Source organism: Mameliella sp. MMSF_3455 (assembly GCF_030733205.1).
In the GTDB taxonomy this organism is placed as follows: domain Bacteria; phylum Pseudomonadota; class Alphaproteobacteria; order Rhodobacterales; family Rhodobacteraceae; genus Antarctobacter.
Window position 1 is genome coordinate 60,673 of sequence record NZ_JASHJL010000016.1, and the last position, 22,303, is coordinate 82,975.

Sequence of the window (22,303 nt, forward strand, 5' to 3'; positions counted from 1 at the left end):
CGCCCGTCCGGTTGCGGTGTGCGCGGAGTGATGCGGGGAACGCGCTTGCTTGCGCGTTGAAAGCGGCTTTCAGGCCGCTTTTTCGCGTGGCGGTGCCTGTCCCGCCCTTGCATCCGCACGGTGCCTCTGGTGAAGCCTGACCTGTCCCCGTTGCAAGGAAGCCGTCCATGTCCCCAAAGCCCCGCCTGATCCTGGGCTCCGGCAGTCCCCGCCGGCGCGAGCTGCTGGCACAGCTTGGTGTCACGGCCGATGATATCCGTCCGCCGGACATTGACGAGGATCCAAGGAAGGGAGAGCAGCCGCGCCCCTATTGCGTGCGGCTGGCACGGGAAAAGGCCATGGCGATTCCCTCGGACCCGGACGAGATCGTTCTGTCGGCGGATACCACGGTGGCGATGGGCCGCCGCATCCTGGGCAATCCCGCGGATGAAAAAGAGGCGGCCGCGTTCCTGACCATGCTGTCGGGGCGGCGCCACCGGGTCATCACCGCCGTCGCGGTCCGCCGGGGTGACAAGGTCTGGGAGCGGGACGTGGTCACGCAGGTCAAGATGAAGATGCTGTCCAACGAAGAACTGAACGGCTACCTGAACAGCGGTGACTGGCGCGGCAAGGCGGGCGGCTATGGTATCCAGGGGCCGGCGGGGGCGCTGATCCCCTGGATCAGCGGGTCATTCACCGCCGTGGTGGGCCTGCCGCTGGCCGAGACGGCAAATCTGCTTCAAGCAGCGGGCTATCCGCTTTACAGGGATGCGTCATGAAGGGCAGCACAATCGTATTGGACCAGTGGAAGGGCCGCGAGGCGGCCGCATTGCTGGTGGACGGGCAATTGGACGACCTGCTGATCGACGCGGATCTGCCGCGTCCCGGGTCGATCTATCGCGGCGTCGTCGAACGGCCGATGAAGGGGCAGGGCGGGCTATTCCTGCGCACGCCCGACGGCAATGCCTTTCTGCGGCAGGTCAAGGGGCTGAGCCCGGGCGACAGGCTGCTGGTGCAGGTGACCGGCTATGCCGAGCCGGGCAAGGCCATCCCGGTGACCAACCGCATCCTGTTCAAGTCGCGGTATGCCATCGTCACGCCCGGCGCGCCGGGGATCAATGTCTCGCGCCAGATCCGGGACGAGGATATCCGTGATGCGCTGATGGAAATTGCGCATGACGTGGTGGGGGAAAGTCCGCTGCCCGAGGGGGCTGGCGTGATCCTGCGGTCGTCGGCGCATCCGGACCTGGCAGACGAGGTCATGGACGATCTCCTGGCCATGTCTGAACTGGCCCGCGCGGTGATGGCGGACACGACCGGCGATGCGGAACTGCTGGTCGAGGGCGACGGGCCGCACGCGCTGGCCTGGCGCGAATGGGTCGCCCCGGCGGATCTGGACGATGCCGAGGGGGCTTTCGACCGGCACGAGCTGGGCGAGACCATCGAGACGCTGGGCAAGCCGCGGGTTGCACTGCCCTCAAGCGGGTCGATGCTGATCGAGCCGACCTCGGCGCTGGTGGCGGTGGACATCAACACCGGTGGCGACACCTCTCCGGCGGCGGGGCTGAAGGCGAATATCGCCGCCATGCGGGACCTGCCGCGCCAGTTGCGGCTGCGCGGGCTGGGGGGGCAGATCGTGGTCGATCCGGCGCCGATGGTGAAAAAGGACCGCCGCCAGGTCGAAAGCGTGCTGAAGGCGGCGCTGAAGGCCGAGACCACGGAAACCGTCGTGGCGGGCTGGACGACGCTGGGCCTGCTGGAACTGCAGCGCAAGCGCGACCGCGTGGCGTTGAGAGAGGTGATATGAGCTGTCCGATCTGTTCGAAGACAACTGACCCCGAGTACCGGCCATTCTGCTCGAAACGTTGCGCGGACGTGGATCTGGCGAAATGGCTGGGTGGCGGATACGCGATTCCCTCGGAGGATCCCGAGGACATGGAAGAGGCGGCGCAGGCCGTGGAACAGGAAGAACGGAAACCGCACTGATGTTCGAAGATGCCTTGTTGAGCGAAATTCGCGGGCGCTTTGCCCATGTCGAGAACTGCCCCTTTACCGGCAAGCGCGTGTTCTTTGAGAACGCGGGCGGGGCGCTGACCCTGAACACGGTGGTCGAGACTTCGACGCGGTTTGCCGCGATCCCTGACAACCAGGGTCGCGACAACCCGGCCTCCAAGGCACTGGTCGAGGTGATCAACACGGCGCGGGCGGATGTGCGCGACTTCCTTGGCGCCGAGGGCGGTGCGGTGATCTTTGGCGAAAGCGGCACGGAACTGCTGTTCCGGCTGATCCGGGATGCCTGCCTTGGCGCGGGGCCGGGTGTGGCCCTGGGCTCGACCGTGGAGCACCCGGCCTCGCGCAGTGCGATGGCACGCTGGGCCGGGGTGGCAGGGCGGCGCCACGTTCTGATCCCGCATGACGGCGCCACGGGGCGGGTGACGCCCGACGCCTACGCGGCGCATGTGACACCGGATACGGCGGTGGCCACGATCCTGCATACCTCGCCCGTGACGGGCATCGGAATGGATTTGCCGGGAATCGCCGATGCGATCCGCGCCGTGGCGCCCGAATGTTTCATCATCGTCGACGGCATCCAGCACGCCTGCCACGGCCATATCGACGTGGCGGGGGCGGGTGTCGACGGCTACGTGATCTCTCCGTACAAGGTCTTTTCGCGGCATGGCTACGGCGTGGCCTGGGCCTCGGACCGGCTGACGGCGCTGGCGCACGATGCGCTGATCGACGGGCCGGAGGGCAACTGGGAAATGGGCACGCGGGATACCGGCGCCTATGCCACCTTCTCGGACGTGGTGAGCTATTTCGACTGGCTGGGAGAGCAGGTATCCGGGGCGGAAACGCGGACCGGACGCTTGGCGGAGGCGCGGCGGGCGATCCACGCCCACGAGGCGGCGCTGTGTCAGGCGATGATCCACGGCACCGGCAACCTCGCCGGGCTGGCAGACCTGCCGGGGGTCGTCATCGTGGGTGGCACCGACAACCCGGGCCGCGAGGGGCTGGTGAGCTTCTGGGCCGAAGGGCGCCCTTCGGCCGAGATCGTCACGGCACTGAACGAGGCCGGCATCCGCACCCATACCCGCAAGGCGGATCACTATTCGGGCAACGTGCTGGGGCCCCTGGGCCAAGCAGATTGCATCCGGGTGTCGCTGGCACATTACAACTCGCTGGAAGAGGTGCGGGCATTCCTGACCGCAATGCGGGGCATTCTCGGCTGAGGGGAAGCTGGTTGGCAGCTGCCTTCGGTTGCCTCGCCGGGGAATATTCTTCACGGAGAAGACGCCAGGGGCGACGCGCCTTTGCCCCGGGGGCTGGAAGCGGTGGACAAGGGGCGCGGCGCATGATGCTCTGTGCGCCAAGGAGCCTTGGACGTGACGACAGAGCCTTGCACTGACTTTCCCCGGATTGCGCCCATCGGGCTGGATGGCGTGATCGTGCAGTTCGGACCGGCCCTGTCGGAACCGGCGAACAGGGCGGCGCTGGCCTTTCGGGCGGCGGTCGAGCGCGATCCGCCGGAAGGGGTCGAGGAGATTTCGACCTCGCTGGTTTCCACCTATCTACGGTTCGATCCGCTTTTCCTGTCGCTGGAGCGCCTGAGTGCGGACCTTGAGGCGCGGCTGACGCAGGACGACTGGTATGCGGCGCCTTTGCCCGAGGGGCGGCGGCTGTTGCGCATTCCCACGATCTATGGCGGCGAATTCGGTCCGCAGCTGGATGAGGCGGCCGAGGCTGCGGGCATGAGCGCTGCGACCGCGCAACGGGAGCTGTCGCAGGCGCGGGTGCGGGTCAATGCCATCGGCTTTGCGCCGGGCCAGCCCTATCTGGGCACGCTGCCAGAGGCCTGGGACATCCCGCGCCAGTCCGGGCTGACGCCCAGGGTGCCCAAGGGGGCGCTGGTGGTGGCGATCCGGCAATTCGTGCTGTTTTCCGTCTCGGCGCCGACGGGATGGCGACAGGTGGGGCGCACGGCGGCGCCCTTGTTCCGGCCCGAGAGCCAGACGCCTTTCCTGTTGCGGCCCGGGGACGAGGTGGTCTTTGACGCGGTCCCGGCGGAGGCCTGGGACCGGCTCTCGGACGATCCGATGGGCGGTGTGACCGTGGAGCCGCTGGCATGAGCCTTCTGGAGATCCTGCAGGCCGGACCGGGCGCGACGGTTCAGGATGGCGGGCGGCCGGGCTACATGGCTCTGGGCCTGTCGCGGGGCGGGGCGGCGGACCGGCTGGCCCTGGCCGAGGGCGCGGCGCTCTTGCGCCAGCCGGTGCGCACGGCGCTGGAACTGGCGGGCTACGGTGGGCGCTTCCGCGCGGACGTGCCCTGCCGCATCGCCCTGACCGGGGCGCCGATGCGCGCCACGCTTGACGGCGCGCCGCTGGCCTGGAACGCCAGCCACGCCCTGCCTGCCGGTGCGGATCTGGAGATCGGTGGCGCCTTGCACGGGGTCTACGGCTACCTGACGCTGGGCGGTGGCTTCGACCTGCCCGAGGAATTGGAGGCGCGATCGGCGCATCTGAACGCCGGGTTGGGGCGGCTGCTGGAGGCGGGCGATCGCCTGCCGCTGGCACCGGACACGGGGCATGAGACCGGACTGACACTGGACCCGATGGACCGGTTCGGCGGAGGTGTCCTGCGGGTGCTGCCCTCGTTGCAGACGGGGATGTTTCCCGAGGACATGCGGGCGCGCTTTGTCGCAGAGCGTTTTGCGCGCGACAGCCGGGGCAACCGGATGGGCATCCGCCTGCTGCCCGAGGGCGAGGGCTATGGGCTGACCGAGGGCCAGAGCATCGTGTCAGAGGTCATCACGCCCGGTGACATCCAGATCCCCGGCGACGGCGCGCCCTATGTGCTGCTTTATGAATGTCAGACCACCGGGGGCTATCCGCGCATCGGCACGGTGATTCCGGCGGACCTGCCGCGCGTTGCACAGGCCGCGCCGGGTGCGGAGTTGCGGTTCCGGTTCGTGACGCGCGACGAGGCGTTGGAGGCAGAGGGAGCGTTCCGACGCGGGTTGGAAAACATTGCCGTGCGCCCGCTGGTGCGCGATCCGGCGGATATGCCGGACCTGCTGTCGTATGAATTGATCGGCGGCGTGACCGCCGGGGAGGAGTTGTCATGACATCCGTGGATCTGAATGCCGATATGGGCGAAAGCTTTGGCCCCTGGGTGATGGGGCAGGACGCCGCCCTGCTGGAGGTTGTCACCAGCGCCAATGTCGCCTGTGGCTTTCACGCCGGTGACTGGGACGTGATGGCCGAGACGATGACCACGGCCAAGGCGCGGGGCGTGGGTATTGGCGCGCATCCGGGCTTTGCCGATCTGCAGGGCTTTGGTCGGCGGCGGATGCACCTGCCCGAGCGGTCGCTGCGGCACATGGTGCAGTACCAGTTGGGGGCGGCGCTGGGCATGGCGCGGGCCGTGGGCGCCGAGGTGCGGCACCTGAAACTGCATGGCGCTCTGTCCAACATGACTTCCGAGGACGAGGGGCTGGCCGAAGCCTGTTACGGTGCCGCGCTGGAAGTGGCGCCGGAGATCATCGTCATGGTGCTGGCCGCGACGGCGCAGCAGCGGGTTGTGGAACGGCTGGGGTGCCTCTGGGCGGGCGAGATTTTCGCCGACCGGGCCTACAATGCGGATGCGACCCTGGTGGATCGCAGCCTGCCCGGGGCGGTGCTGCATGACCCCGAAGAGGCCGCGCCGCGAATCGTGAAGATGGTTCAGGCGGGGGCGGTCCTGCCGGAGACAGGCGATCCGATCCCGGCAGGGATCGACACGATCTGCCTGCATGGGGACGGTGCGACGGCCCTGCCGATGGCACGCGCCGTGCGCGGCGCGCTGGAGGCGGCAGGGATCGAGGTCAAAGCCTTCGAGGGGCGTCGCGGGGCCCCATAGGGCCCCGGCGCGGGTCAATTGCCGGCGCAGTCGGCGATTCGCATCGCGGTTTCAAGGATCAGCGCAGGGTACAGCGCGGTGCCCTGCGGCAGATCCGTTCCCAGCGGGTCGAGCTGCACCGAGGGCAGGCCGCTGGCCTTGACCGCTTCCAGCAGGCGCGGGTCCGTGGAGGTTTCTGTCAGGATGCAGGCCGCACCCTGTTCGGCCAGCCCGTCGCGCAGCGCGGCGAGGCGGGCGGGGCCGGGCGTGTTCGCATCCGCGTCCGAGATGGCGCCGATGACGCTCAGATCGAAGAATTCCTCGTAGTACTGGTAGGCATCATGGGCGAGGGCGAGTGGGCGGTCCGCGACCGGATCCAGGACCGCGCGTGCCTGTTCAACGGCCTCTGCGATCGTCCGGGCGCCGCCCTCGGCGTTGGCAGTGTAGGTGGCGGCGTTCTCGGGATCCGCTTGTGACAGGGCCTCGGCGATCAGGGTCAGCCAGAGGGTCGCGTTTTCCGGAGAGAGCCAGACATGCGAGTCATGCGCGCCGTGACCGTCGTGGGCATGATGCCCTTCGGCGTGGTCGTCATGGTGGTCGTCGTCGTGATCGTCATGATGCCCTTCGGCGTGGTCGTCATGGTGGTCATCATCGTGATCATCGTGATCGTCGTGATCATCATGGCCGTCTGCATGATCATCGTGTTCGTCGTGATGCTCGTCATGCTCATCGTGTTCATGCGGAAACAGGCCGGTGTCACGGAAGGGCAAGAGATGCGTTCCGGGCGCTTCGCCAAGGGCCAGCGACAGGGCCGATCCGGCCAGCGCGTCGATCTGCTCTTGCAGTTGCGGCGTCAGGTCTGGCCCGACCCAGATCACCACATCCGCCTCAGACAGGGCGCGCCCCTGGCTGGGGCGCAGGGCCATGTGGTGTGGCGAGGCACCGGGGGCCAACAGCCGCTCTGGCGTGGCGAGATCGCCCAGGACCGTGGCGACCAGGCTTTCGACCGGGCCGATGTCGGTGACGACGCGGGGCACCTCTGCCGAGGCGATCTGGGGCAGGGTGAGGAAGGCGGACAGAACAAGGGGGCGGAGCATGGAACCTCGGATCGCATGTTATGATATAACGTTCGCGGGCTTGTACGGCAAAACGTTATACCATATCAACCCCAAACCCGAAGGAGAGTCGCGACATGGAAACCAAGGGGTTCGAACATCACGACCACCACCATTGCATTGCCACGTCGCTGCGCACGGTCGAAGAGGCCTGCAAGGCGCAGGGGCTGCAGTTCACGCCGGTGCGCCGTCGGGTGCTGGAGATCCTGCTAGACGAGCATCGGGCGATGGGTGCCTATGACGTGCTGGACGTGCTCCGCAAGGAAGGGCTGGGCTCGCAGCCGCCGGTGGCCTACCGGGCGCTGGATTTCCTTGTGGCCAACGGTTTCGCCCACCGGATCGAGCGGTTGAACGCCTTTGTCGCCTGCACGGCGCCGGGGGAACGGCACGCGCCCTGTTTCCTGATCTGCCGCGCCTGTTCGGCAGTGGCCGAAACCCCGGGACGGCGGGCCTCTGATGCGCTGCGGTCCGCCGCCGGGGAACTGGGATTCAAGGTCGAACGCGTGGCGATCGAGGCAGAGGGCCTGTGTCCCGCCTGCGTGGAGGCCGGCGCGTGAGCGGATTGATCGAGGCGCAAGGTCTGACCCTGCGGCACGGCACGCGCGAGGTCCTGCGCGACGTGGATTTCTCGATCGCGCCAGCAGAGATCGTCACCGTGGTAGGGCCGAACGGTTCGGGCAAGTCGACGCTGCTGCGGGCGCTGATCGGTGCGCTGAAACCGTCGCGCGGGAAGGTGACGCGCCAGCCTGCGCTGCGATTGGGCTATGTGCCGCAGGGGCTGCGGTTGGACGGGTCGATGCCCATGACGGTGGCCCGGTTCCTGAACCTGCCGAAGCGGGTCAGCGCGGCCGACTGTTCCAAGGTGCTGGACGAGGCCGGGGCAGGCGACCTGGCCGACCGGCAGATGTCGGACCTGTCGGGGGGGCAGTTCCAGCGGGTCCTGCTGGCGCGGGCGCTGCTGAACGATCCGCAGATCCTGATCCTGGACGAACCGACAACCGGTCTGGACCAGCCGGGACAGGCCAGTTTCTATCGCCAGATCGAGGCGTTGCGCGACCGCATGGGCTGTGCCGTCCTGATGGTCAGCCATGAGTTGCACGTTGTCATGAGCGCGAGCGACCGGGTGATCTGCCTCAACGGTCATGTCTGCTGTGAAGGTCACCCCGAGGTCGTGGCCCAGGCCGAGGAATACCGCGCCCTGTTCGGAACCGGAACGCAGGGGGCGCTGGCGCTTTATCGGCACGAACACACGCACCGTCACGATCACGCGCCGGGAGAGACCTGCGATGCTGGATGATTTCCTTGTCCGTGCGGTGCTGGCGGCGGTGGGGGCGGCGCTGGCGGCGGCCCCGCTGGGGGTCTTCGTGGTCTGGCGGCGCATGGCCTATTTCGGCGACGCGACCTCGCACGCGGCGATCCTGGGCGTGGCGCTGGCGCTGGCGCTGTCGGTGCCTGTCTTCGCCGGGACGCTGGTGGTGGCATTGTTGGTCGCCTTTGGCGTCGCGCGCCTGACCGGGCGCGGCTATGCCGCCGACATGGTCCTGGGCGTCGCCGCCCATGCGGCCCTGGCGACCGGGCTGGTGGCGTCCAGTCTCCTGTCAGGCCCGCGCCTGAACCTCGAGGCCTATCTGTTCGGAGATATCCTGGCGGTCAGCAAGATGGACTTGGCGGTGATCTGGGGCGGGGGCGCTGCGGTTGCGGCGTTGATCGGCTGGCGCTGGCAGGCCTTGCTGTTGTCCACCCTCTCGCCCGATCTGGCGGCCGCCTCCGGTGTTAAACCGGAACGCGAACGCGTGACCCTGATGCTGGCGCTGGCTTTGGTCGTGGCGGTCGCGTTGAAGGTGGTTGGCGCGCTGCTGATTGCGGCCCTGCTGATCATTCCGGCGGCGGCGGCGCGTCCGCTGTCCCGCACGCCCGAAGGGATGCTGGCGGGCGCGGCCTCGGTGGGCGTGATCGCCGCGCTGGGCGGGCTCTGGGCTGCGTGGAGCTTTGACACGCCTGCGGGGCCAAGCATCGTCTGCGTCGCCGCCGTCACCTTTGGCATAAGCGCCCTTGGCGGGCATCTGGTCGGCGGGCGCAATGGCTGATCCCGCGGCGGACCGGATTGCGACTGTCCCCTTGTTGACGCAGCGGGTAGGACAGACCCGAGCGAAGTGACAACCGGGAGAGCGGCGATTTCTGCGCGGCGGACAGAAAAGGTGGATGCGGCCACCGGCGTATTGCTGGTACTGGTCGCGATCGTGGTCACACTGGACGAATGGGACCTGCACGGCGCATTTGTCCTGATCCCTTTCCTGGTGACGGCGCTGGTGGCCCTGCTGGCAATCAGGGTTAGGCGGTCACGGCAGGCCTTTGTTCTTGCGGCCCTGGTGCTGACCGGCGTGGCGGTGGCGATTCTGCCCGATTGGCAGACAACCGTGCTGCGCGCCTTGGGCTCTGCCGGCTTCATTGCCGCCTTTTTCGCCGCGCTGACCACGCTGCGCAATGTGGCCGAAAGCTCTCCGTCCATCCGCGCCGCGGGGATGTTCCTGGCCGAGCAGCCGCCCGGGCGCCGCTATGCCGCGCTGACAGTGGGCAGCCACATGTTCGCCCTGTTGCTGAACTACGGGGCGATCTCGCTGCTGGGAAACCTGGCGACAACCAGCGCCGCGCAGGAGCCCAATGCCGAGATCCGGAGCCATCGCACGCGGCGTATGCTGCTGGCGATCCAGCGTGGTTTCATCTCGTCGCTGCCCTGGTCGCCGCTGGGGTTTTCCATGGCGATCACCAATGCATTGATTCCCGGCGCCCGCTGGGCGGCATCGGCGCCCGCCGGGTTCGTCAGCGCGGGGATCATCATCGTGGCGGGCTGGGCGCTGGACCGGATCTTCAAGCCGAAACTGTCGGTTCCGCCGCCGCCACGCGGGCCGGTCGAGGGCTCCTGGGCGCTGATGCGGCCGCTTTTGCTGCTTCTGGTCCTGCTGGGGGTGACGGTTTCCGTGCTGCACACACAGACCGGTTTCCGGATCGTGGGGATCGTGATGCTGGTGGTGCCCGTCCTGTCGCTGGGCTGGGCGCTGGTCCAGCATCGGGGCGGCGCGCTGGACTACGGGATGCGTGACCGGCTGGTGCGCTACGTCACGCAGGAACTGCCCGGCACCCGGGGCGAGGTCACCCTGTTGATGATGGCGGGCTATATCGGGACCGTGGGTGGCCCACTGCTGGGCCCGGTGGTGGCCGGGGCGGGCATCGACTTGGCCGCGCTGCCGACCTGGGCGGTTCTGGTGCTGCTGGTCTGGCTGGTGCCGTTCCTGGGCCAACTGGGCATGAATCCGATTCTTGCGGTGACGCTCTTTGCGTCGATCATCCCGGCACCCGAGGTGCTGGGGGTCAGTCCGTCGGCCTTGGTGGCGGCCATTGCGGCGGGCTGGGCCATCAGCGGGATCTGCTCGCCCTTCACGGCGACCACCCTGTTGATCGGGTCCTTTGCCGGTGTCAGCGCCTTGCACGTCGGGGTCCGTTGGAACGGGGCCTTTGTCGTCATCGTCGGCGCGCTCTTGTCTGCCTGGGTGGTGATTTACGCCTTTGTCATCGGGTGAATTGCAGGCAAGACTGGGCCTTCGGATTGTCCTTTGCAGGGTGTTCGACTCGCATGGCATTGTTCGCGGAAAGGCCCGTTAACGTCTTGGCGCGTCTGCCGATTTCCGCCCCGAGGTTTCGCGCGGCGGCTGCATAGGCAGTTGCGCTGTTCACCTGGGCTCCCTGTTCGGAGGGGGTTGGCGCCACACAAGCAGCACATGCGTTCATTTGGGACCATCGCGATCGTCGCATTGTTAAGTCGTGAAGCGCCAAACTGGTGTTGCACGTCTGAATGACCACGCTGACCGCCCGCGCATTGGCAGTGTCCCATAGACCGTTGCCATGCCGGATGAGGTCAAACGGTGGACGCGGCATTCGTGAAAGAGCCGCCTCGATGGCCATCGTGTGCGCGGGTCACCATCAGCCAACACTCGAAATGTGAAGGAAGATGGTGGGCGACCTTGGAATCGCAGAATGACCGATTGCGCGTTTATTTTATGGCTCACCTGTCCCGCAAAAATGCCATGCGGGACACATTACCAGTCCAGAGCCTCCAGCGCAGCAACGCCATCAGCGGCCAGAATCCGGCGCTGGACGCCCTTCGTGTAGACCTCGGAGGTCTTCGCCTGGGTGTGCGACATGACCGCCATGATCTGATGTTGAGTGCATCCCGACTCGGCCATCAACTCGGCGACGGCCTTGCGGATACCGTGAGATGACTTGTCGGGCAGGCCCGCGTCGTCGCACCAGCGGCGGACCTGGTTGCGCAGGCTTTCCGCGCTGGTGAACGGACGCCCTCGTTTTCCGAGGATGTAGGCGGGCCCCAAAACGGTCACGGCGCGGGTCACCTCGAAGAGCGGGCTGGCCATCGGGATGCTGACGAAGGCGGAACCACGCTTGCGCGGTTGCCATTCCAGGAAGATATGGCCGTCCCGGATCCGCTCATTTCCCCGCCCCAGCCAGATTGCATCCCCGATCCGGCAGGCCGTAAAAGCCTGCAGGGTCAGCCATAGGTGCGGGGTGCTGCCCTTCGCGTGGCGGTCCTTGAACTTGCGCAGATCCTCTGCCGTCCAGGGTGTCGCGCCGCCAGCCGGACGGCGGTTGATGGCCGCGATTCCGGCAGCGGGGTTGTGTCCAATCTCTCCGCGCTCGATCGCCCATTGATAGACGGCGCGGACGGTCTTGATCAGGTTGTCCGCGGCACCGGGCCGGTCTGCCCAGACGTCCCGGATCGCGACGAAGGCGGCGGGCGGGGCGTCCATGTCATAGTCGCCGTAGCGGTCTCCGGGCGTCTCCGCGTGGTCGCAGAGCCGTGTCAGGACACTCCGGCGCTGGCGGAGCGTGTCTGGCGACATCTGGCCGGCCGCCACCATCTTGCGCAGGTAATCGAGGTATCGGGTGCAGAGCCAGTCCAGTGACCGTTCCACCGCAACAGGCGTGTCGGGCTGATAGATCTGGCCGGCGCGCGCGGCATAGTAGTGGTCTAGGAAGTCGGCGTGATCCGGCCCGACAGGCAGGGCGATCCGGCGCGACGCGTCACCCTCGACCCGGACCCGCCACCGCAGTGAGCCATTCCGGTGTGTCTCGCGCAGGAGGCCGGGAAGTCTGACGCGCATCTATCCTGTCCGCCATTGTTTCGGTTTTGCCGTTGCCGGGACCGCTTGAAGCGGCGCCTGCCCGTAATAGGGCAAGCCATCGGCCCAGGCGTCAAGATCGCGCCGATCATAGAGTACGTTCCCCCCGTCGCGCTTGCAGGGCAGGTCGAGCTGGCGCAGCTTGCTGAGCGAGACGCCCAGGTAGTGCGCCGCCGCCTTGGCCTGCATCAGCCTTGGGGGGAAATGGTAGGTCATGATGCAGCCTGTTTCTGGGAATAGCCGCCCCATTGATCTGCTGCGGCGGCCATCATGCCGGGGAAGGATCGGCTGCGGAGGCGGGCGCGCTCGGTGCCGGGTGGCATGCGGTGAACCCTGTTCCATGCCTTCCATTCGTCGGTGCCGCGTTCCGGCTCTGGCAGGCGGTCGGTCTCGACCAGTTCGGGAAGGCCGCGCAAATACCAGCCGGTGGATTTGTAGGCGGGTTCACCGAACCAGAACGGTTGCACCATCTGCGGCGTGGGCAGGTCTGCGGGCATCCGGTCGCGCGCCAGGTCGTTCATCTCCGGGTTCTCGATCGCCACGCGCGGGATCGGCGCGGCCCAGCAGGCGGTAAAGATCTCGACGCCGGTTTCAAACTCGGCGCGCATGTCGGCCCAGCTGCGGCCCTGCGGCAGGCGTTTTGGCGGGGTCCATTTCCCCGCGCCGCTCATCCACCGGCGGCCAGAGCGGCAGAGCCGGGTGCAGGGCGGGTGCATGACCGCCAGCAGATCCCAGCCCTCGGACAGGATGCCGTCTCTGATGTCGCAGCGGATGTGCCGGTTGCTGCCGTCCTCGGCCGGTTCGATGTCGCAGGACCAGACGTCATGCCCGCGCGCGGCAAAGGCGCGCCGGGCGATGCCAGAGGTCTCGCAGCCTATGAGGACGCGGAGGGGGCGGGTCATGCCACCTTCTCCCGCAGGCCCTTGTTGACCCGTACCAGCAGCCGGTCTGTACCGTGGCCTGCCACCGTGCCGCCGTTCAGCTTTTGCGACTGGCTGGCCTCTTCCTTGATCGTCTCGAAATCCGTGTCGCGCAGGACGGCGTCCAGGCGCTCCAAGGGGCGCCCGGCTTCCAGCATGCGGGCCACGCACATGACCGTCGCCTCGATGTTGAACGCTGTCAGCAGGTTGGTTTGTTCCGGCTGGGCCTCGATCAGGGTTTCCAGCGCGGTAAATACCGTGCCTTCACCGGCCTTTCGGATCAGTTTTTCCAGTTTGGCCGTGGCGCGGGTCTCGGTCGGTCTGAGGCTGCATCCCGCAGCGACATCCGTGCTGATGCCCAGCGTCTCGAGCATCTGGTGCACCTTGACTGCGACCTCGTCACCCTGGACCACGCGGGCGCGAAACCTGTCGATCGAGGCGACGGTGGTGCGCGTGGTGTTGATCCCTTCGAAGTCGCCGGCCTGTTTCTGCAGCGTGGCGGTCGAGATCACGCAGGGCACGGCGGTCAGCTGCAGGGCGCGGGCCGCGATCATGCGGTGCTGGCCGTCGACCACCCAGAGAGTGCCGTCATCGTCCCGGGCCACACAGAGCGCGCCGAACCGGGCCCAGGTGAAGCCGGTGATGATCTGCGTGATGCGCTTCATGCCGACGCGGCTGATCTTGCGCTGGTAGGCCGGGTGGATCTGCAGGTCGGCAGTGGGCAGAAAGGTCATCTCGACCATGTCCTGCGGCGGGGGCGGGCTGGGCAGCGATTTTGCGCCCGCGCGGGCCCGGTCTGCGGTTTCGGTCAGAATGTCGGTCATAACATCGGCCTCCGAAGGCGGCGCCCTGGCCAAAGTTGGCCAAGGCGTTAGATCAGGGTCAGGAGGGCCGGCCAAAGACCACCGGCAGACCGCTGCCTTCGGCGATGCGTGTTGCCACCTGCTGGAATTCTGCCTGGCGACGGTATTCGACGCGGCGCCAGACGAAGCCGAGTTTCAGGCCGCCGGCGGAGGGGCGGAACCGGAAGCTGGCGGTGATGTCGACAGGCGCCTCGCCCGCGAAAAGCGGGATTTGCAGGGTGAACTGTGTCGGCACCTTCATCTCGCCCTTGGTGTGGGTCTCGGTCTCATAGACGATGGACCGTTCGCCGGTCTGCAGCCGGGTCGAGGACTTGAAATTGACGCCCTGTGTCGCTTCGAGGTCGCGCGCGATCTCGATCATGACGGTGGGTTCCGGGGCGATGATGTCGTTGGCGTTCTCGTCCAGGAACTCGGCAAAAGCCATCTGGTCGATCAACTCGCCCTGGATTTCGTTCCAGCGTTTGAACTCTTCGCTTTCCCGCAGCTGCAGGGTGGCGGTGTGCTTGCGCGCCCCGGGTTCAAGCGGCTCCACCTCGTCCTGGTTGCTGGCGTGGTAGTCCAAGCAGGCCATAACCCGCAGGCTGTCGATGTCCGCGATCAGGACCGACGCAGGGTTGCTGAAGCGGTTGGCGTAGGTGATCAGCGACCGCGCATCGTCCACGACAGGCTGCGCCATGATGTGCGGCGGCAGGGCATGCGGGTCCGGGATCTCGGTCAGCTTGAAGTCGGTCGGGCCAAAGGTAAAGCGTTTGCCGTTCTCGCCCGCGATCACCGGGTCGGCCAGCCGGGCGGCGGTCAGGGTGACGTCCAGCGCGGCGCGCGGGTCGGTTTGTGTGGTGTCGGTCATGTCAGGTCCTTTCGGGTTGGGGTTACTCTGCCGCGTCGCGGCGGCTTTCGACCTCGTCCAGCCAGTCGCCCTGGTTGGGATCGCGGCGCGACAGGCGCGCGTCGTCGCTGAGGAAGTAGATTCCGGCGCCCAGTTCGCGGCGCGGCTTCTTGGCGGTGACCTGCGGGACGCATTCGATCTGCCCGGCCTTGTTCACTTTGAGCGGCAGCTTCAGTGTGATCTCGCCGCTGTTTCCGGTCTCCTGGATTGCCTCCAGCACCTCGGCCAGGCGGGCGTCCGCCTCGCGCAGCAGCTCGCCCCGCCGGAAGGTCTGGAGGAATTCGAGAAAGTTCAGTTCATCGCGTGGCATGGGTTTCCTTTCCTGTGTGGCGCAGGCCGAAGCTGACGAACCTGCGGGCTTTCTGGATGTCCTCGGGGCCGCCCGCCTCGATCAACAGGCGGGCGGCGTCGCGGATCTTGGCGTCGTCGTGGTCCGCGGGGGCGGCAAGGATTGTGCGGGCCTCGGCGGGGGTCATGTTTCTCCCTCCCAGCCGTGCGGTGCGAGGAATCCCGCGGCCTTGCGGTGCCCGCCGCCGCCGTACCGGGCCGCGATCTCGGCCACGTCCTCGCCATTGTTGCGGGCGCGCAGGGAAAAGGCGCGGCCTTTCGGCGTGTCGACATAGCTTGCGGCAAAGGGGTGGCCCTCGGCCAATGTGCCCGCGACCTCAGAGGCGAGCGCATATGGTCCGTTGGCTACCGGAACGGTGTGACCGCCGATCGTCATGCTGCGGGTCGTGCTGTCGATGATGCCCTGCACCATCTTGTTGCGGGCGCGCAGGATCGCGGCGCCTTCGTCAGCCATAAGGCCGCGGTCATAGTCCGCCTGCATTTCCGCCGCCAGGTCATCCCAGCGGTCAAACGTCATGTCGTAGGAGGCGATCACTGCGCTTATCTCTTGCGAGTGTTCAAGTCGCCACTGCCAGAGGTCACGGTCGGCAACGTAGTCGACTAGGGCCGGGCGGGTCGCGGCATGAAAATAGTCCCAGGCCATCTGCGCGCCGCTGCGGCCCATGTCGAAGAGGGCGACAGGTTGGCCCGTGACTGTACGTTGGTGATGCCAGGCACCGGTTGGGCAGGGCAGGCCCGCAAGGTCCGCCTGCGCCGTCTTGTGGTGGTCGAGGATCAGGATGGACCGTGCGGTTTTCGCCATGCTCTCCAGCACTGGGCGCTTGTAGCTGAAATCGACGATGATCACGTCGGCACCGGCGACGTCGGGCGGTTCGCTGCCATAGCCCGCCGGGATATAGTCGACGGAGTCTCCGAGGGACTCGCGGACAACCCAGGCGGCTGTGAAGCCGTCGGCACAGTTGGCGTGGTAGATGCAGATCGTGCGGGTCAAACCGTCTCTCCTTCCAGCCGGTCGCGCAGGGCGCGGGCGTCGTTGCGTTCCTGCGGGTCGGTGCTGTGCCGCTCGACCTGGCGGCAGGCCTCGATCACGGTGGCCGTGTCCTGGGCGGCGATGTCGGCCAGGACGGCGCGGGCGTACCAGAGCGGGTCGGCGTCCTGCCGGGTGAGGGCGCTCATGTCAGGGCCCTCGCGGCGGCAATCAGCAGCAGGCAGATCGTCCAGAGCGCGCCGTTGAAGATCCCGCCCGCCCAACGTTCGGGGGCCGACAGGGCGGGCCAATCGGCCAGGATGCGCCAGGTGATGACCAGCGTGGCGATCAGGACGGTGGCGGCGACGAGGGAGAAGATCGTGCCCATCACGCGATCCCCGGGCCGTAGGTGTGTTCCGCGATCTCGCGCGAGGTTGCGCGGTCGTCCAGCGTCGCGATGGCGTGCCATGTGGCGGGCAGCGCGTGGATGCGGGCGGCGTCGATCTCGTTGGCGGGGGCGTCGAGACGCATAAGGCGCGACAGGCGCGTGGGAGGGATTGCAGCGCTGGTGCCGTCTTCGAGCTGTTGGCGGGCTTTCAGCCGCAGCCATGCGTCGATGGCGGTGATGCGGTGGACCTTGCCCGAGGGCGGCACGATCAGGTCGGCGGTGAAGTCGCGGGGGATGCGTTGCATGTGGGCTGCCTCACTGCGTGATGTGGCGGACGGCGCGCATAACGGCGTCCTCGATGTGCGTGTTTGCCAGCGACAGGTCGCGGGAGGCGAAGCGGTCTAGGGTGGGATCGGTGCCGCCGATCACATGCAATTCGGTGATGAGCGCCGCGCCCATGTCCTTGATGCGCTGCATCTGCGCTTTCTCGGCCTCAGCGAGCTTGCGGTACTGGTGCCGGACTGCGTTGTTCGCCGTGCGGTCGTCGCCGGTGCTGGAAACTGTTTCTGCCATGTGGGCCTCCATCCAAGGGCGCGCCGTGAAGCGCGCGGGGTGTCCCGGCGGGTGCATCACGGGGGATGTGACCGGGATGGGATGGGGCAGAGTTAGCTGACAGCGAATATTCGCGTCAAGAGAAATGTTCGCCGCAAGAGAATATCGCGCGAGCTTGGGGCGAATCGTTGAGCGGTGACAGGTGCCTCGCTACCGTCGTCCATGTGATTTTCAGGAGGGTCTCATGTTTGAGGGGTTGCGGAAATTGTCCGCATTGATCGAGCTTGCTGGATGGCTGACGGTCGCCGGTGGCGGCGTGTTGATCGCGCTGAACCTGGGCGAGCGCGAGCCGTTGCCGGGCATCATGGCGGCCGTTCCGTCGTTGGTGGGTGGTCTGATGTTGGCGTTGGTGGCGCACGTCGCGCGCGCGGTCGCCTTTATCGCGGAAACCGTCGATGCAGAGCGCAGGGCCGTCCCCGCGCCTGGTGGCGGTAAGGCGCCGGGTCGGATTGTCGAGGTGCGCTATGGGCGTGAGCTGCGCGACATCGGCGATGGTCGCTACTGGGTCGAGGGAGGGGTCTTTGACAGCATGTCGGCTGCGCGAAAGGCGCTTAGCGGGACGTCGGAGACGCACTCCTGAAGACGGCGGAAACCCGGCCCATAACGGTTATAGTTGCGGCGCCGTTTGACTTTAGAGGCGCGTCCTGCGGATCGGGCAGAACAAAGGTTTCCGCGATCTTCCGCGCCAGGAAGGTCTCGGCGGCGCCTTGGTCATCAACCCGGGTCGCTATCACCAGATCACCGGACTGGCCGCTTTTCCCGAGTTCCAGGATGATAATGTCGCCCGCCAGTATCCCGAACGGCAATGCTGCACGGTTCACCCGGTAGGAGGCATGGCCCGGTTGCTCCATCAGGGCCTTGCGCAGGTCCGCCGGTGTCTCCTTTACGGGTGACACAAAGCTCTCTGTCGGTTCGTGGAAGCCCGACGAGGGTGTCGGCGCGCCATGCAGTTCGGCAGTCGAGATTTCCAGCGCCTCGGCGATCGCGCTGAGCGTCGACATAGAGGGCTGTTTCTTGCCCGAAATCAGTTCGCTGAGATAGCCAGCGCTGATCCCGACCTTTTCGGCCAGCGCTGTCTGCGTCATGCGCAGCGTTTTCAACTGCTTGAGGATAATTGGGCCCATGCGCGCCTTGTCCTTTGGCTGGGCGCTCCGGGCAATACGCTGGGAGAGAATATTCGCTGACAAAGAATTCCCTCCTTGACGGGGCGATCTTCTCTGTGTGAGAAGTTTCGCAAGATGTTCGCTGACTTCATCAAAAACTCCGGAGATAGCCAGGCCGCCTGGGCGCGCCGGCTCGAAATCTCCCCGGGTTACCTGTGTGACCTGCTGGGCGGCAAGAAAGTGCCCGGACTGGTTCTGGCCGTTCGTATTCATCGGCTCACAGGCGGGGCCGTTCCGGCCGAGTCTTGGGTCCCTGAGCCGGACAATGAGCAGGAGACTGCCGCATGACCGACTCCTTCGCTGCTTTCCTCTTCCTTGCCGTTCTGGTCGGCGCGCTCGCCGGGTTCGGCGCGGGCTGTCTTGCGGCTTGGGCGATCCGGCACCGGACCGAGGTGGCGCGGCGCGAGGCGCGGCTGAATTGGGAGGATGCGCTTGCGGTTGCAGAGGCGCGGTCTCGGGACACGGCGCGGGGTGTCGAAAAAACGTGCGTCAGGCGTAATGGGGTCCGGAATGTTTGATCTAGCTTGTCGCACTCTCTTCGAGGAAGTCCGCGAGATCGCAAAGGGCGTTCGTGATGTGAGTTGCGGCGGGATCGTCCGGCTGAGCCGCGTCCGCCAGTCCCCTCAGTGGGGAAGTGACCGACGTGGCAAAGCGGGTCGGGTCTTCGTAGTCCTGGGCCACCTGTGCAATCAGCTTCGAGAGGACCAGCTTCATGCCCAGCATCTCGGCGGTCAGTTTGGCGACCGTTGGATCGATGTCTTCGTCTCTTTCCATGTGACGTTTTCCTTGTGGCGTCATGTGGTTGGGCGTGTCCGGGGGGCATCCCGGCGCGCCCGTAGTCTTCGCCCCGTGGTTTGGTTTCGTCAACACGATGTCGGTCTGTCTGTCCCATACCCACAGGTTGCCGGAATCGTGCGGGCCTGCACAGGAAACGAGGTTTCCGGATGAGTGACGCGCGGGCCATCAATGCTGCCATGTCGGCGCTGATCGACGGCACGTTCGGCTGCCTCGACGCCGCTGCGGAGACGATCAATGCCCGTCTTGGCGGGCAGGTCGGCAAAGGCACCCTGTCCAAGTACCTCAGCGGCCAGTTGCAGTGGCCCCTGGCCTATGTCTGGGCGCTGGAGGATGCCGCGGGGCGCTATCCGGTCACGCGGATGATGGCCCGGCGGCTGAACCCGGACAGGGACCGTGCCTCGGGCCATCTGTTCGAACATGCCGGTGTCATCAGCAAGGAGTCCGGCGAGGCCGTGGCGGCCATCCTGGCCGCCCAGCAATCGGACAATGCCCGCGACACGGGACAGGCGATTGTCGAGGTCGACGAGGCGATCGAGGCGCTGACGGCGGCGCGGTCCAAGCTGGCGGGATGCCCATGATCTGCCCGCCCATCACTCACGGAATACCGGCGCTTGGGCATGGCGCCGGTCAGCAGGCCGGGGGCGTGCAGACTCCTCCCAAGGATGCTTCCGGCCTGCGCCTTTCAGGATTTGCGGTCACTTCCCCGCGCGCTTCTGCCTTGTCTTGCGCGCGGCACTTGCCTCGGCGGTTCCTCATGGCCGCCGGGGCCTTTCTGTTGCTGGCCTCCGGCGTGGAAGCACAGGCGGTGCAGGGCTGCGAGGCGCGTGACCGGATCAAACGCGACCTGGCGGAAGGGTTCGGCCAGCGCCGGGTGGCGGTGATGCTGTCGCAGGGCTCGGTCGTGGAAATCTACGCGCATCCGGAACTGGGCGAATGGACGGCGCTGCGGGTCGGGCCGGATGGCATGGCCTGCGTCATCGACTTTGGCGAGGTGTTCTTTGCCGTCGATGACCGCGCGCCGCAGGGGGATCCACTGTGATGCCGCGATTGAACAGGAGGGACTGATGGGACAAGCCATTGTGAACAGGGACCGGCTGCGCCTGTTGCACGCACGCGGGCGCAGCGATCGCGAGATCGCCGAGGCGCTGGGGGTGGCGGTGAACACGGTCTGGCGCAACCGCCGGGCGATGAAGCTGGCCGCGAATACGCCGACGGACCGTTTGGGCACGTCGGACATCGACCTGATCCGCCAGCGGGCCGGGGAAGGGTGTACCTCTGCCGCTGTCGCGCGCGAAATCGGGGCGACGGAAAGCGCCGTCGTCTCGGCCGCGTCGCGGGCGGGGATCAAGTTCGGCGCAAAGCGGCGCGAGGAAATCCGGCGCCGGGCGGAGGCGATTGTCGCAAAGACGCGGGCGGGCTGTACGCAATCCGAAATCGCCCAGGCGCTGGGGATTTCGGTGGCGACGGTGCGCAACTGGCAGGTGCGGCTGCGCAAGCGCGGCGCCCTGCCGCCGCTGGACGCGACGCCGCGGGTGGCGGCTGTGCCGGACGCGCCGCGGGTGGCGGCGGTGCCGCCCAAGCCTGTCGTCCAGGCAGAACCCGACCCGCTGGATCACCTGCGGGCGCGGTTCGGTGTCGAGGTTGTCCAGGCAGTGGCCCGGATCGGGCGCAAGGGCAGCTATCGGCGCCTGTCCGAGGTGGCGGCGACGCATGCCTTGCCGATCCGGTCGGTCGAGGGGATCTGGCATCGGGTGCGGGCATCATGAGCGGGGCGAAGGTTCTGGCGCAAAGCCGCGCCGAAGATGAGCGCATCCTGAACATTCTGGACGTGATTTCGCACGAGGGGACAACTGTCGCGCGGAAGAGGTTTGGCCTGACGAACTCGAAGGTGCAGGGGATGCGGACGCGGTTCCTGAATCCGAAATACCAGCCCGAGGATAGGTGTCGCCGGAAAGCGAACCGTGATGGCGGGATGCCGCGCCTTTGGTGGGCCTCATGAGCGCGCCGGGTACTCTGCGGGTCGTGGTGCCGCTGGCGCATCTGCGCGTCAAGCTGGTGCTGGAGGGCGGGCAGGGGGCGTTCGGCGTCTTTTCCGCGCCCGACAGCCCCGCGCCGGACAAGGTGCTGCTGAGCGGCATGGTCGGCGGCGATGAGGGGCTGACCTCTGCCGGGCTGTTCGAGCTGGCGGCGCAGGTGGCGGTTTTCGAGAAGGCAATGGCGGAGGATGCGGAATGAGTGACCGGGCGCGTTTTGTCACCTGTGCCACGGCGCTGGGGTTCAACCGGGGCGGAATGTCCTGGGATTCGCACCTGCTGTCGCCGCTGGCCTCGGCCTGCGAGGCGCTGCCGGGCCTGCCTGCGGGTGACGCGCTGGGGCCGGTGCGCGAGGCCTGTGAGACCCTGCTGGCGGCGCGTCTGGCCGGGGATGCCTTTGCCTATGGTCAGGCCAAGGATGCGCTGCAGCGGCGGCTGGCGGCCTACTGGGCCTTGAAGTTGCGCGAGGTGGCGGCGTGAGAGAGCATCTGCGGCCGATCGAGGTGGAGGACATGCCGGAGTATCCGCAGGAGATGTGCGACCCGTCCGGCGCGACCGACTATTTCACCAAGTTCTGGCACGACCGCTGGCTGTCGTCGCGGCTGCACCTGACGGCCTCGTTGGAGGTGCAGGCGGCGGCGCTCAACCTGTTCTTCTACGCGCGCAAGCAGAACCCGATCGGGTCGCTGCCGGTGGATCACCGGATGCTGGCGCGGCTCTTGCGGATCTCTGACGGGCAGTGGCACGAGTTGATGAACCAGGAGATCACGCCGCTGCACGGCTGGCGCGAGTACAGCCACGACGGCGGGGTCGTCCTGGGGCACCCGGTGGTGATCGAGGTGGCGCAGGACGCGCTGGACCGGCGCGAGGCGCGCAAGCTGGCCAATGACGACAAGGCCGTGCAGGAGCGGCGACGGCGGCTGGTGGGCACGCTGCGCCAGTGCGGGTGCAGCGAGCCGATGACCAAGGACTGGGCGCTGGTCTGCTGGCTCGACGACTGGCTGGCGGCCAACCATCACGGCCAGCGGCGCTTTCCCCAGATCCAGCATTCGGTGGAACGGGCGTTGCGCGCGGCGGCGGCTGAGGGACGTCTGAACAAGGGGCGCTGAAAACAAACGGAAAATCCGGCCATCTGTGGAGAACACAGATTTCCACATGGCGC

At 67.0% G+C, this 22,303-nt stretch carries 36 protein-coding genes; 21 read left to right on the plus strand and 15 right to left on the minus strand.

The window, feature by feature from the left end:
• Positions 1-167 precede the first annotated feature (167 nt).
• The 7 genes from RBB42_RS13505 to RBB42_RS13535 all read left to right on the plus strand — a co-directional run bounded on the left by RBB42_RS13505 (position 168) and on the right by RBB42_RS13535 (position 5,877).
• Positions 168-758 (plus strand): Maf family protein, encoded by a 591-nt coding sequence (locus RBB42_RS13505; protein WP_305970898.1) that lies wholly within the window; start codon positions 168-170, stop codon positions 756-758.
• Positions 755-1,786 carry a ribonuclease E/G gene (locus RBB42_RS13510; RefSeq protein ID WP_305970897.1) on the plus strand — a complete coding sequence of 344 codons (1,032 nt, stop codon included), beginning with the start codon at positions 755-757 and terminating at the stop codon, positions 1,784-1,786. Before RBB42_RS13505 ends, RBB42_RS13510 begins: the two co-directional genes overlap by 4 nt.
• On the plus strand, positions 1,783-1,965 hold the full coding sequence (locus RBB42_RS13515; protein WP_305970896.1) for a DNA gyrase inhibitor YacG: 183 nt from the start codon (positions 1,783-1,785) through the stop codon (positions 1,963-1,965). Before RBB42_RS13510 ends, RBB42_RS13515 begins: the two co-directional genes overlap by 4 nt.
• Positions 1,965-3,209: an aminotransferase class V-fold PLP-dependent enzyme gene (locus tag RBB42_RS13520; protein WP_305970895.1), complete on the plus strand. Its 1,245-nt coding sequence runs from the start codon at positions 1,965-1,967 to the stop codon at positions 3,207-3,209. Before RBB42_RS13515 ends, RBB42_RS13520 begins: the two co-directional genes overlap by 1 nt.
• A 153-nt stretch (positions 3,210-3,362) precedes the next feature.
• Positions 3,363-4,106 carry a 5-oxoprolinase subunit B family protein gene (locus RBB42_RS13525; RefSeq protein ID WP_305970894.1) on the plus strand — a complete coding sequence of 248 codons (744 nt, stop codon included), beginning with the start codon at positions 3,363-3,365 and terminating at the stop codon, positions 4,104-4,106.
• The gene (locus tag RBB42_RS13530) at positions 4,103-5,104 is read left to right on the plus strand and encodes a 5-oxoprolinase subunit C family protein (protein WP_305970893.1); all 1,002 of its coding nucleotides are present in this window, start codon (positions 4,103-4,105) and stop codon (positions 5,102-5,104) included. The genes RBB42_RS13525 and RBB42_RS13530 overlap by 4 nt, the downstream gene beginning before the upstream one ends.
• Positions 5,101-5,877, plus strand: coding sequence for a LamB/YcsF family protein (locus RBB42_RS13535; protein WP_305970892.1), 777 nt, complete (start codon positions 5,101-5,103; stop codon positions 5,875-5,877). Before RBB42_RS13530 ends, RBB42_RS13535 begins: the two co-directional genes overlap by 4 nt.
• A 14-nt stretch (positions 5,878-5,891) precedes the next feature.
• Here the strand turns inward: RBB42_RS13535 and RBB42_RS13540 are convergent, their stop codons facing one another.
• Positions 5,892-6,953, minus strand: coding sequence for a zinc ABC transporter substrate-binding protein (locus RBB42_RS13540; protein ID WP_305970891.1), 1,062 nt, complete (start codon positions 6,951-6,953; stop codon positions 5,892-5,894).
• A 95-nt stretch (positions 6,954-7,048) separates the two neighbouring features.
• Here RBB42_RS13540 and RBB42_RS13545 point away from each other — a divergent pair, with 95 nt between their 5' ends.
• The 4 genes from RBB42_RS13545 (at position 7,049) to RBB42_RS13560 (ending at position 10,549) form a co-directional block, all read left to right on the plus strand.
• Positions 7,049-7,528, plus strand: coding sequence for a transcriptional repressor (locus RBB42_RS13545; protein ID WP_305970890.1), 480 nt, complete (start codon positions 7,049-7,051; stop codon positions 7,526-7,528).
• Positions 7,525-8,268 (plus strand): metal ABC transporter ATP-binding protein, encoded by a 744-nt coding sequence (locus tag RBB42_RS13550; protein WP_305970889.1) that lies wholly within the window; start codon positions 7,525-7,527, stop codon positions 8,266-8,268. The genes RBB42_RS13545 and RBB42_RS13550 overlap by 4 nt, the downstream gene beginning before the upstream one ends.
• Positions 8,258-9,058 carry a metal ABC transporter permease gene (locus tag RBB42_RS13555; protein ID WP_305970888.1) on the plus strand — a complete coding sequence of 267 codons (801 nt, stop codon included), beginning with the start codon at positions 8,258-8,260 and terminating at the stop codon, positions 9,056-9,058. Before RBB42_RS13550 ends, RBB42_RS13555 begins: the two co-directional genes overlap by 11 nt.
• A gap of 111 nt (positions 9,059-9,169) precedes the next feature.
• Positions 9,170-10,549: a hypothetical protein gene (locus RBB42_RS13560; protein ID WP_306043417.1), complete on the plus strand. Its 1,380-nt coding sequence runs from the start codon at positions 9,170-9,172 to the stop codon at positions 10,547-10,549.
• A gap of 516 nt (positions 10,550-11,065) precedes the next feature.
• Here RBB42_RS13560 and RBB42_RS13565 read toward each other — a convergent pair.
• The 12 genes from RBB42_RS13565 to RBB42_RS13620 are packed head-to-tail and all read right to left on the minus strand — an operon-like array spanning position 11,066 to position 17,108.
• Positions 11,066-12,145 (minus strand): tyrosine-type recombinase/integrase, encoded by a 1,080-nt coding sequence (locus RBB42_RS13565; protein WP_305970886.1) that lies wholly within the window; start codon positions 12,143-12,145, stop codon positions 11,066-11,068.
• Entirely contained in the window at positions 12,146-12,379 is a 234-nt protein-coding gene (locus RBB42_RS13570) for a helix-turn-helix domain-containing protein (RefSeq protein ID WP_305970885.1), read from the minus strand.
• Positions 12,376-13,065 carry a hypothetical protein gene (locus tag RBB42_RS13575; RefSeq protein WP_305970884.1) on the minus strand — a complete coding sequence of 230 codons (690 nt, stop codon included), beginning with the start codon at positions 13,063-13,065 and terminating at the stop codon, positions 12,376-12,378. Before RBB42_RS13575 ends, RBB42_RS13570 begins: the two co-directional genes overlap by 4 nt.
• Positions 13,062-13,907, minus strand: coding sequence for a DUF6551 family protein (locus RBB42_RS13580; protein ID WP_305970883.1), 846 nt, complete (start codon positions 13,905-13,907; stop codon positions 13,062-13,064). The genes RBB42_RS13575 and RBB42_RS13580 overlap by 4 nt, the downstream gene beginning before the upstream one ends.
• A 58-nt stretch (positions 13,908-13,965) precedes the next feature.
• Positions 13,966-14,793, minus strand: a complete 828-nt coding sequence (locus tag RBB42_RS13585) for a DUF2303 family protein (RefSeq protein WP_306043702.1) — start codon at positions 14,791-14,793, stop codon at positions 13,966-13,968.
• Positions 14,794-14,815: 22 nt separating this feature from the next.
• Positions 14,816-15,142, minus strand: coding sequence for a YfdP family phage-associated protein (locus RBB42_RS13590; RefSeq protein ID WP_305972619.1), 327 nt, complete (start codon positions 15,140-15,142; stop codon positions 14,816-14,818).
• Positions 15,129-15,308, minus strand: coding sequence for a hypothetical protein (locus tag RBB42_RS13595; protein WP_305972620.1), 180 nt, complete (start codon positions 15,306-15,308; stop codon positions 15,129-15,131). The genes RBB42_RS13590 and RBB42_RS13595 overlap by 14 nt, the downstream gene beginning before the upstream one ends.
• The gene (locus tag RBB42_RS13600) at positions 15,305-16,171 is read right to left on the minus strand and encodes a DHH family phosphoesterase (protein ID WP_305972621.1); all 867 of its coding nucleotides are present in this window, start codon (positions 16,169-16,171) and stop codon (positions 15,305-15,307) included. The genes RBB42_RS13595 and RBB42_RS13600 overlap by 4 nt, the downstream gene beginning before the upstream one ends.
• Positions 16,168-16,356, minus strand: a complete 189-nt coding sequence (locus tag RBB42_RS13605; protein WP_305972622.1) for a hypothetical protein — start codon at positions 16,354-16,356, stop codon at positions 16,168-16,170. The genes RBB42_RS13600 and RBB42_RS13605 overlap by 4 nt, the downstream gene beginning before the upstream one ends.
• Positions 16,353-16,535: a hypothetical protein gene (locus RBB42_RS13610; RefSeq protein WP_305972623.1), complete on the minus strand. Its 183-nt coding sequence runs from the start codon at positions 16,533-16,535 to the stop codon at positions 16,353-16,355. The genes RBB42_RS13605 and RBB42_RS13610 overlap by 4 nt, the downstream gene beginning before the upstream one ends.
• Complete coding sequence (locus RBB42_RS13615; protein ID WP_305972624.1) at positions 16,535-16,840, minus strand: hypothetical protein; 306 nt, start codon at positions 16,838-16,840, stop codon at positions 16,535-16,537. Before RBB42_RS13615 ends, RBB42_RS13610 begins: the two co-directional genes overlap by 1 nt.
• Positions 16,841-16,850: 10 nt before the next feature.
• Complete coding sequence (locus RBB42_RS13620) at positions 16,851-17,108, minus strand: Acb2/Tad1 domain-containing protein (protein ID WP_305972625.1); 258 nt, start codon at positions 17,106-17,108, stop codon at positions 16,851-16,853.
• A 223-nt stretch (positions 17,109-17,331) separates the two neighbouring features.
• Between RBB42_RS13620 and RBB42_RS13625 the strand changes: the two genes are divergently transcribed.
• Positions 17,332-17,727 (plus strand): hypothetical protein, encoded by a 396-nt coding sequence (locus RBB42_RS13625; protein WP_305972626.1) that lies wholly within the window; start codon positions 17,332-17,334, stop codon positions 17,725-17,727.
• On the opposite strand, the gene RBB42_RS13630 is transcribed toward RBB42_RS13625, so the two are convergent.
• Positions 17,699-18,271 (minus strand): helix-turn-helix domain-containing protein, encoded by a 573-nt coding sequence (locus tag RBB42_RS13630; protein WP_371931826.1) that lies wholly within the window; start codon positions 18,269-18,271, stop codon positions 17,699-17,701. The genes RBB42_RS13625 and RBB42_RS13630 overlap by 29 nt on opposite strands.
• 114 nt (positions 18,272-18,385) lie before the next feature.
• Between RBB42_RS13630 and RBB42_RS13635 the strand changes: the two genes are divergently transcribed.
• Together RBB42_RS13635 and RBB42_RS13640 are read left to right on the plus strand one after the other, a co-directional pair.
• Positions 18,386-18,598: a hypothetical protein gene (locus RBB42_RS13635; RefSeq protein ID WP_306043471.1), complete on the plus strand. Its 213-nt coding sequence runs from the start codon at positions 18,386-18,388 to the stop codon at positions 18,596-18,598.
• Positions 18,595-18,828 (plus strand): hypothetical protein, encoded by a 234-nt coding sequence (locus RBB42_RS13640; protein ID WP_305972628.1) that lies wholly within the window; start codon positions 18,595-18,597, stop codon positions 18,826-18,828. Before RBB42_RS13635 ends, RBB42_RS13640 begins: the two co-directional genes overlap by 4 nt.
• Before the next feature lies 1 nt (position 18,829).
• Here the strand turns inward: RBB42_RS13640 and RBB42_RS13645 are convergent, their stop codons facing one another.
• Positions 18,830-19,084 (minus strand): hypothetical protein, encoded by a 255-nt coding sequence (locus tag RBB42_RS13645; RefSeq protein WP_305972629.1) that lies wholly within the window; start codon positions 19,082-19,084, stop codon positions 18,830-18,832.
• Between the two features lie 170 nt (positions 19,085-19,254).
• Here RBB42_RS13645 and RBB42_RS13650 point away from each other — a divergent pair, with 170 nt between their 5' ends.
• The 7 genes from RBB42_RS13650 to RBB42_RS13680 all read left to right on the plus strand — a co-directional run bounded on the left by RBB42_RS13650 (position 19,255) and on the right by RBB42_RS13680 (position 22,250).
• Entirely contained in the window at positions 19,255-19,686 is a 432-nt protein-coding gene (locus tag RBB42_RS13650; RefSeq protein WP_305972630.1) for a hypothetical protein, read from the plus strand.
• A 176-nt stretch (positions 19,687-19,862) separates the two neighbouring features.
• Positions 19,863-20,147, plus strand: a complete 285-nt coding sequence (locus tag RBB42_RS13655) for a hypothetical protein (protein ID WP_305972631.1) — start codon at positions 19,863-19,865, stop codon at positions 20,145-20,147.
• A gap of 25 nt (positions 20,148-20,172) precedes the next feature.
• Positions 20,173-20,874 carry a sigma factor-like helix-turn-helix DNA-binding protein gene (locus RBB42_RS13660; RefSeq protein WP_305972632.1) on the plus strand — a complete coding sequence of 234 codons (702 nt, stop codon included), beginning with the start codon at positions 20,173-20,175 and terminating at the stop codon, positions 20,872-20,874.
• Positions 20,871-21,107 (plus strand): hypothetical protein, encoded by a 237-nt coding sequence (locus RBB42_RS13665; protein ID WP_305972633.1) that lies wholly within the window; start codon positions 20,871-20,873, stop codon positions 21,105-21,107. The genes RBB42_RS13660 and RBB42_RS13665 overlap by 4 nt, the downstream gene beginning before the upstream one ends.
• Positions 21,104-21,343, plus strand: a complete 240-nt coding sequence (locus RBB42_RS13670) for a hypothetical protein (protein WP_305972634.1) — start codon at positions 21,104-21,106, stop codon at positions 21,341-21,343. Before RBB42_RS13665 ends, RBB42_RS13670 begins: the two co-directional genes overlap by 4 nt.
• The gene (locus tag RBB42_RS13675) at positions 21,340-21,621 is read left to right on the plus strand and encodes a hypothetical protein (protein ID WP_305972635.1); all 282 of its coding nucleotides are present in this window, start codon (positions 21,340-21,342) and stop codon (positions 21,619-21,621) included. Before RBB42_RS13670 ends, RBB42_RS13675 begins: the two co-directional genes overlap by 4 nt.
• Positions 21,618-22,250 (plus strand): hypothetical protein, encoded by a 633-nt coding sequence (locus tag RBB42_RS13680; protein WP_305972636.1) that lies wholly within the window; start codon positions 21,618-21,620, stop codon positions 22,248-22,250. Before RBB42_RS13675 ends, RBB42_RS13680 begins: the two co-directional genes overlap by 4 nt.
• Positions 22,251-22,303: the final 53 nt, after the last annotated feature.

What these genes read in the sequence shown, in the direction of transcription:
- RBB42_RS13530 (WP_305970893.1), top strand. Translation starts at nt 4,103, where the DNA reads ATGAGCCTTCTGGAGATCCTGCAGGCCGGACCGGGCGCGACGGTTCAG.
- RBB42_RS13585 (WP_306043702.1), bottom strand. Translation starts at nt 14,793, where the DNA reads ATGACCGACACCACACAAACCGACCCGCGCGCCGCGCTGGACGTCACC.
- RBB42_RS13505 (WP_305970898.1), top strand. Translation starts at nt 168, where the DNA reads ATGTCCCCAAAGCCCCGCCTGATCCTGGGCTCCGGCAGTCCCCGCCGG.
- RBB42_RS13565 (WP_305970886.1), bottom strand. Translation starts at nt 12,145, where the DNA reads ATGCGCGTCAGACTTCCCGGCCTCCTGCGCGAGACACACCGGAATGGC.
- RBB42_RS13615 (WP_305972624.1), bottom strand. Translation starts at nt 16,840, where the DNA reads ATGCAACGCATCCCCCGCGACTTCACCGCCGACCTGATCGTGCCGCCC.
- RBB42_RS13640 (WP_305972628.1), top strand. Translation starts at nt 18,595, where the DNA reads ATGACCGACTCCTTCGCTGCTTTCCTCTTCCTTGCCGTTCTGGTCGGC.
- RBB42_RS13605 (WP_305972622.1), bottom strand. Translation starts at nt 16,356, where the DNA reads ATGAGCGCCCTCACCCGGCAGGACGCCGACCCGCTCTGGTACGCCCGC.
- RBB42_RS13660 (WP_305972632.1), top strand. Translation starts at nt 20,173, where the DNA reads ATGGGACAAGCCATTGTGAACAGGGACCGGCTGCGCCTGTTGCACGCA.
- RBB42_RS13670 (WP_305972634.1), top strand. Translation starts at nt 21,104, where the DNA reads ATGAGCGCGCCGGGTACTCTGCGGGTCGTGGTGCCGCTGGCGCATCTG.
- RBB42_RS13580 (WP_305970883.1), bottom strand. Translation starts at nt 13,907, where the DNA reads ATGACCGACATTCTGACCGAAACCGCAGACCGGGCCCGCGCGGGCGCA.
- RBB42_RS13645 (WP_305972629.1), bottom strand. Translation starts at nt 19,084, where the DNA reads ATGGAAAGAGACGAAGACATCGATCCAACGGTCGCCAAACTGACCGCC.
- RBB42_RS13620 (WP_305972625.1), bottom strand. Translation starts at nt 17,108, where the DNA reads ATGGCAGAAACAGTTTCCAGCACCGGCGACGACCGCACGGCGAACAAC.
- RBB42_RS13635 (WP_306043471.1), top strand. Translation starts at nt 18,386, where the DNA reads ATGTTCGCTGACTTCATCAAAAACTCCGGAGATAGCCAGGCCGCCTGG.
- RBB42_RS13510 (WP_305970897.1), top strand. Translation starts at nt 755, where the DNA reads ATGAAGGGCAGCACAATCGTATTGGACCAGTGGAAGGGCCGCGAGGCG.
- RBB42_RS13665 (WP_305972633.1), top strand. Translation starts at nt 20,871, where the DNA reads ATGAGCGGGGCGAAGGTTCTGGCGCAAAGCCGCGCCGAAGATGAGCGC.
- RBB42_RS13545 (WP_305970890.1), top strand. Translation starts at nt 7,049, where the DNA reads ATGGAAACCAAGGGGTTCGAACATCACGACCACCACCATTGCATTGCC.
- RBB42_RS13655 (WP_305972631.1), top strand. Translation starts at nt 19,863, where the DNA reads ATGGCCGCCGGGGCCTTTCTGTTGCTGGCCTCCGGCGTGGAAGCACAG.
- RBB42_RS13555 (WP_305970888.1), top strand. Translation starts at nt 8,258, where the DNA reads ATGCTGGATGATTTCCTTGTCCGTGCGGTGCTGGCGGCGGTGGGGGCG.
- RBB42_RS13610 (WP_305972623.1), bottom strand. Translation starts at nt 16,535, where the DNA reads ATGGGCACGATCTTCTCCCTCGTCGCCGCCACCGTCCTGATCGCCACG.
- RBB42_RS13515 (WP_305970896.1), top strand. Translation starts at nt 1,783, where the DNA reads ATGAGCTGTCCGATCTGTTCGAAGACAACTGACCCCGAGTACCGGCCA.
- RBB42_RS13625 (WP_305972626.1), top strand. Translation starts at nt 17,332, where the DNA reads ATGTTTGAGGGGTTGCGGAAATTGTCCGCATTGATCGAGCTTGCTGGA.
- RBB42_RS13535 (WP_305970892.1), top strand. Translation starts at nt 5,101, where the DNA reads ATGACATCCGTGGATCTGAATGCCGATATGGGCGAAAGCTTTGGCCCC.
- RBB42_RS13575 (WP_305970884.1), bottom strand. Translation starts at nt 13,065, where the DNA reads ATGACCCGCCCCCTCCGCGTCCTCATAGGCTGCGAGACCTCTGGCATC.
- RBB42_RS13570 (WP_305970885.1), bottom strand. Translation starts at nt 12,379, where the DNA reads ATGACCTACCATTTCCCCCCAAGGCTGATGCAGGCCAAGGCGGCGGCG.
- RBB42_RS13675 (WP_305972635.1), top strand. Translation starts at nt 21,340, where the DNA reads ATGAGTGACCGGGCGCGTTTTGTCACCTGTGCCACGGCGCTGGGGTTC.
- RBB42_RS13520 (WP_305970895.1), top strand. Translation starts at nt 1,965, where the DNA reads ATGTTCGAAGATGCCTTGTTGAGCGAAATTCGCGGGCGCTTTGCCCAT.
- RBB42_RS13630 (WP_371931826.1), bottom strand. Translation starts at nt 18,271, where the DNA reads ATGGGCCCAATTATCCTCAAGCAGTTGAAAACGCTGCGCATGACGCAG.
- RBB42_RS13650 (WP_305972630.1), top strand. Translation starts at nt 19,255, where the DNA reads ATGAGTGACGCGCGGGCCATCAATGCTGCCATGTCGGCGCTGATCGAC.
- RBB42_RS13595 (WP_305972620.1), bottom strand. Translation starts at nt 15,308, where the DNA reads ATGACCCCCGCCGAGGCCCGCACAATCCTTGCCGCCCCCGCGGACCAC.
- RBB42_RS13540 (WP_305970891.1), bottom strand. Translation starts at nt 6,953, where the DNA reads ATGCTCCGCCCCCTTGTTCTGTCCGCCTTCCTCACCCTGCCCCAGATC.
- RBB42_RS13590 (WP_305972619.1), bottom strand. Translation starts at nt 15,142, where the DNA reads ATGCCACGCGATGAACTGAACTTTCTCGAATTCCTCCAGACCTTCCGG.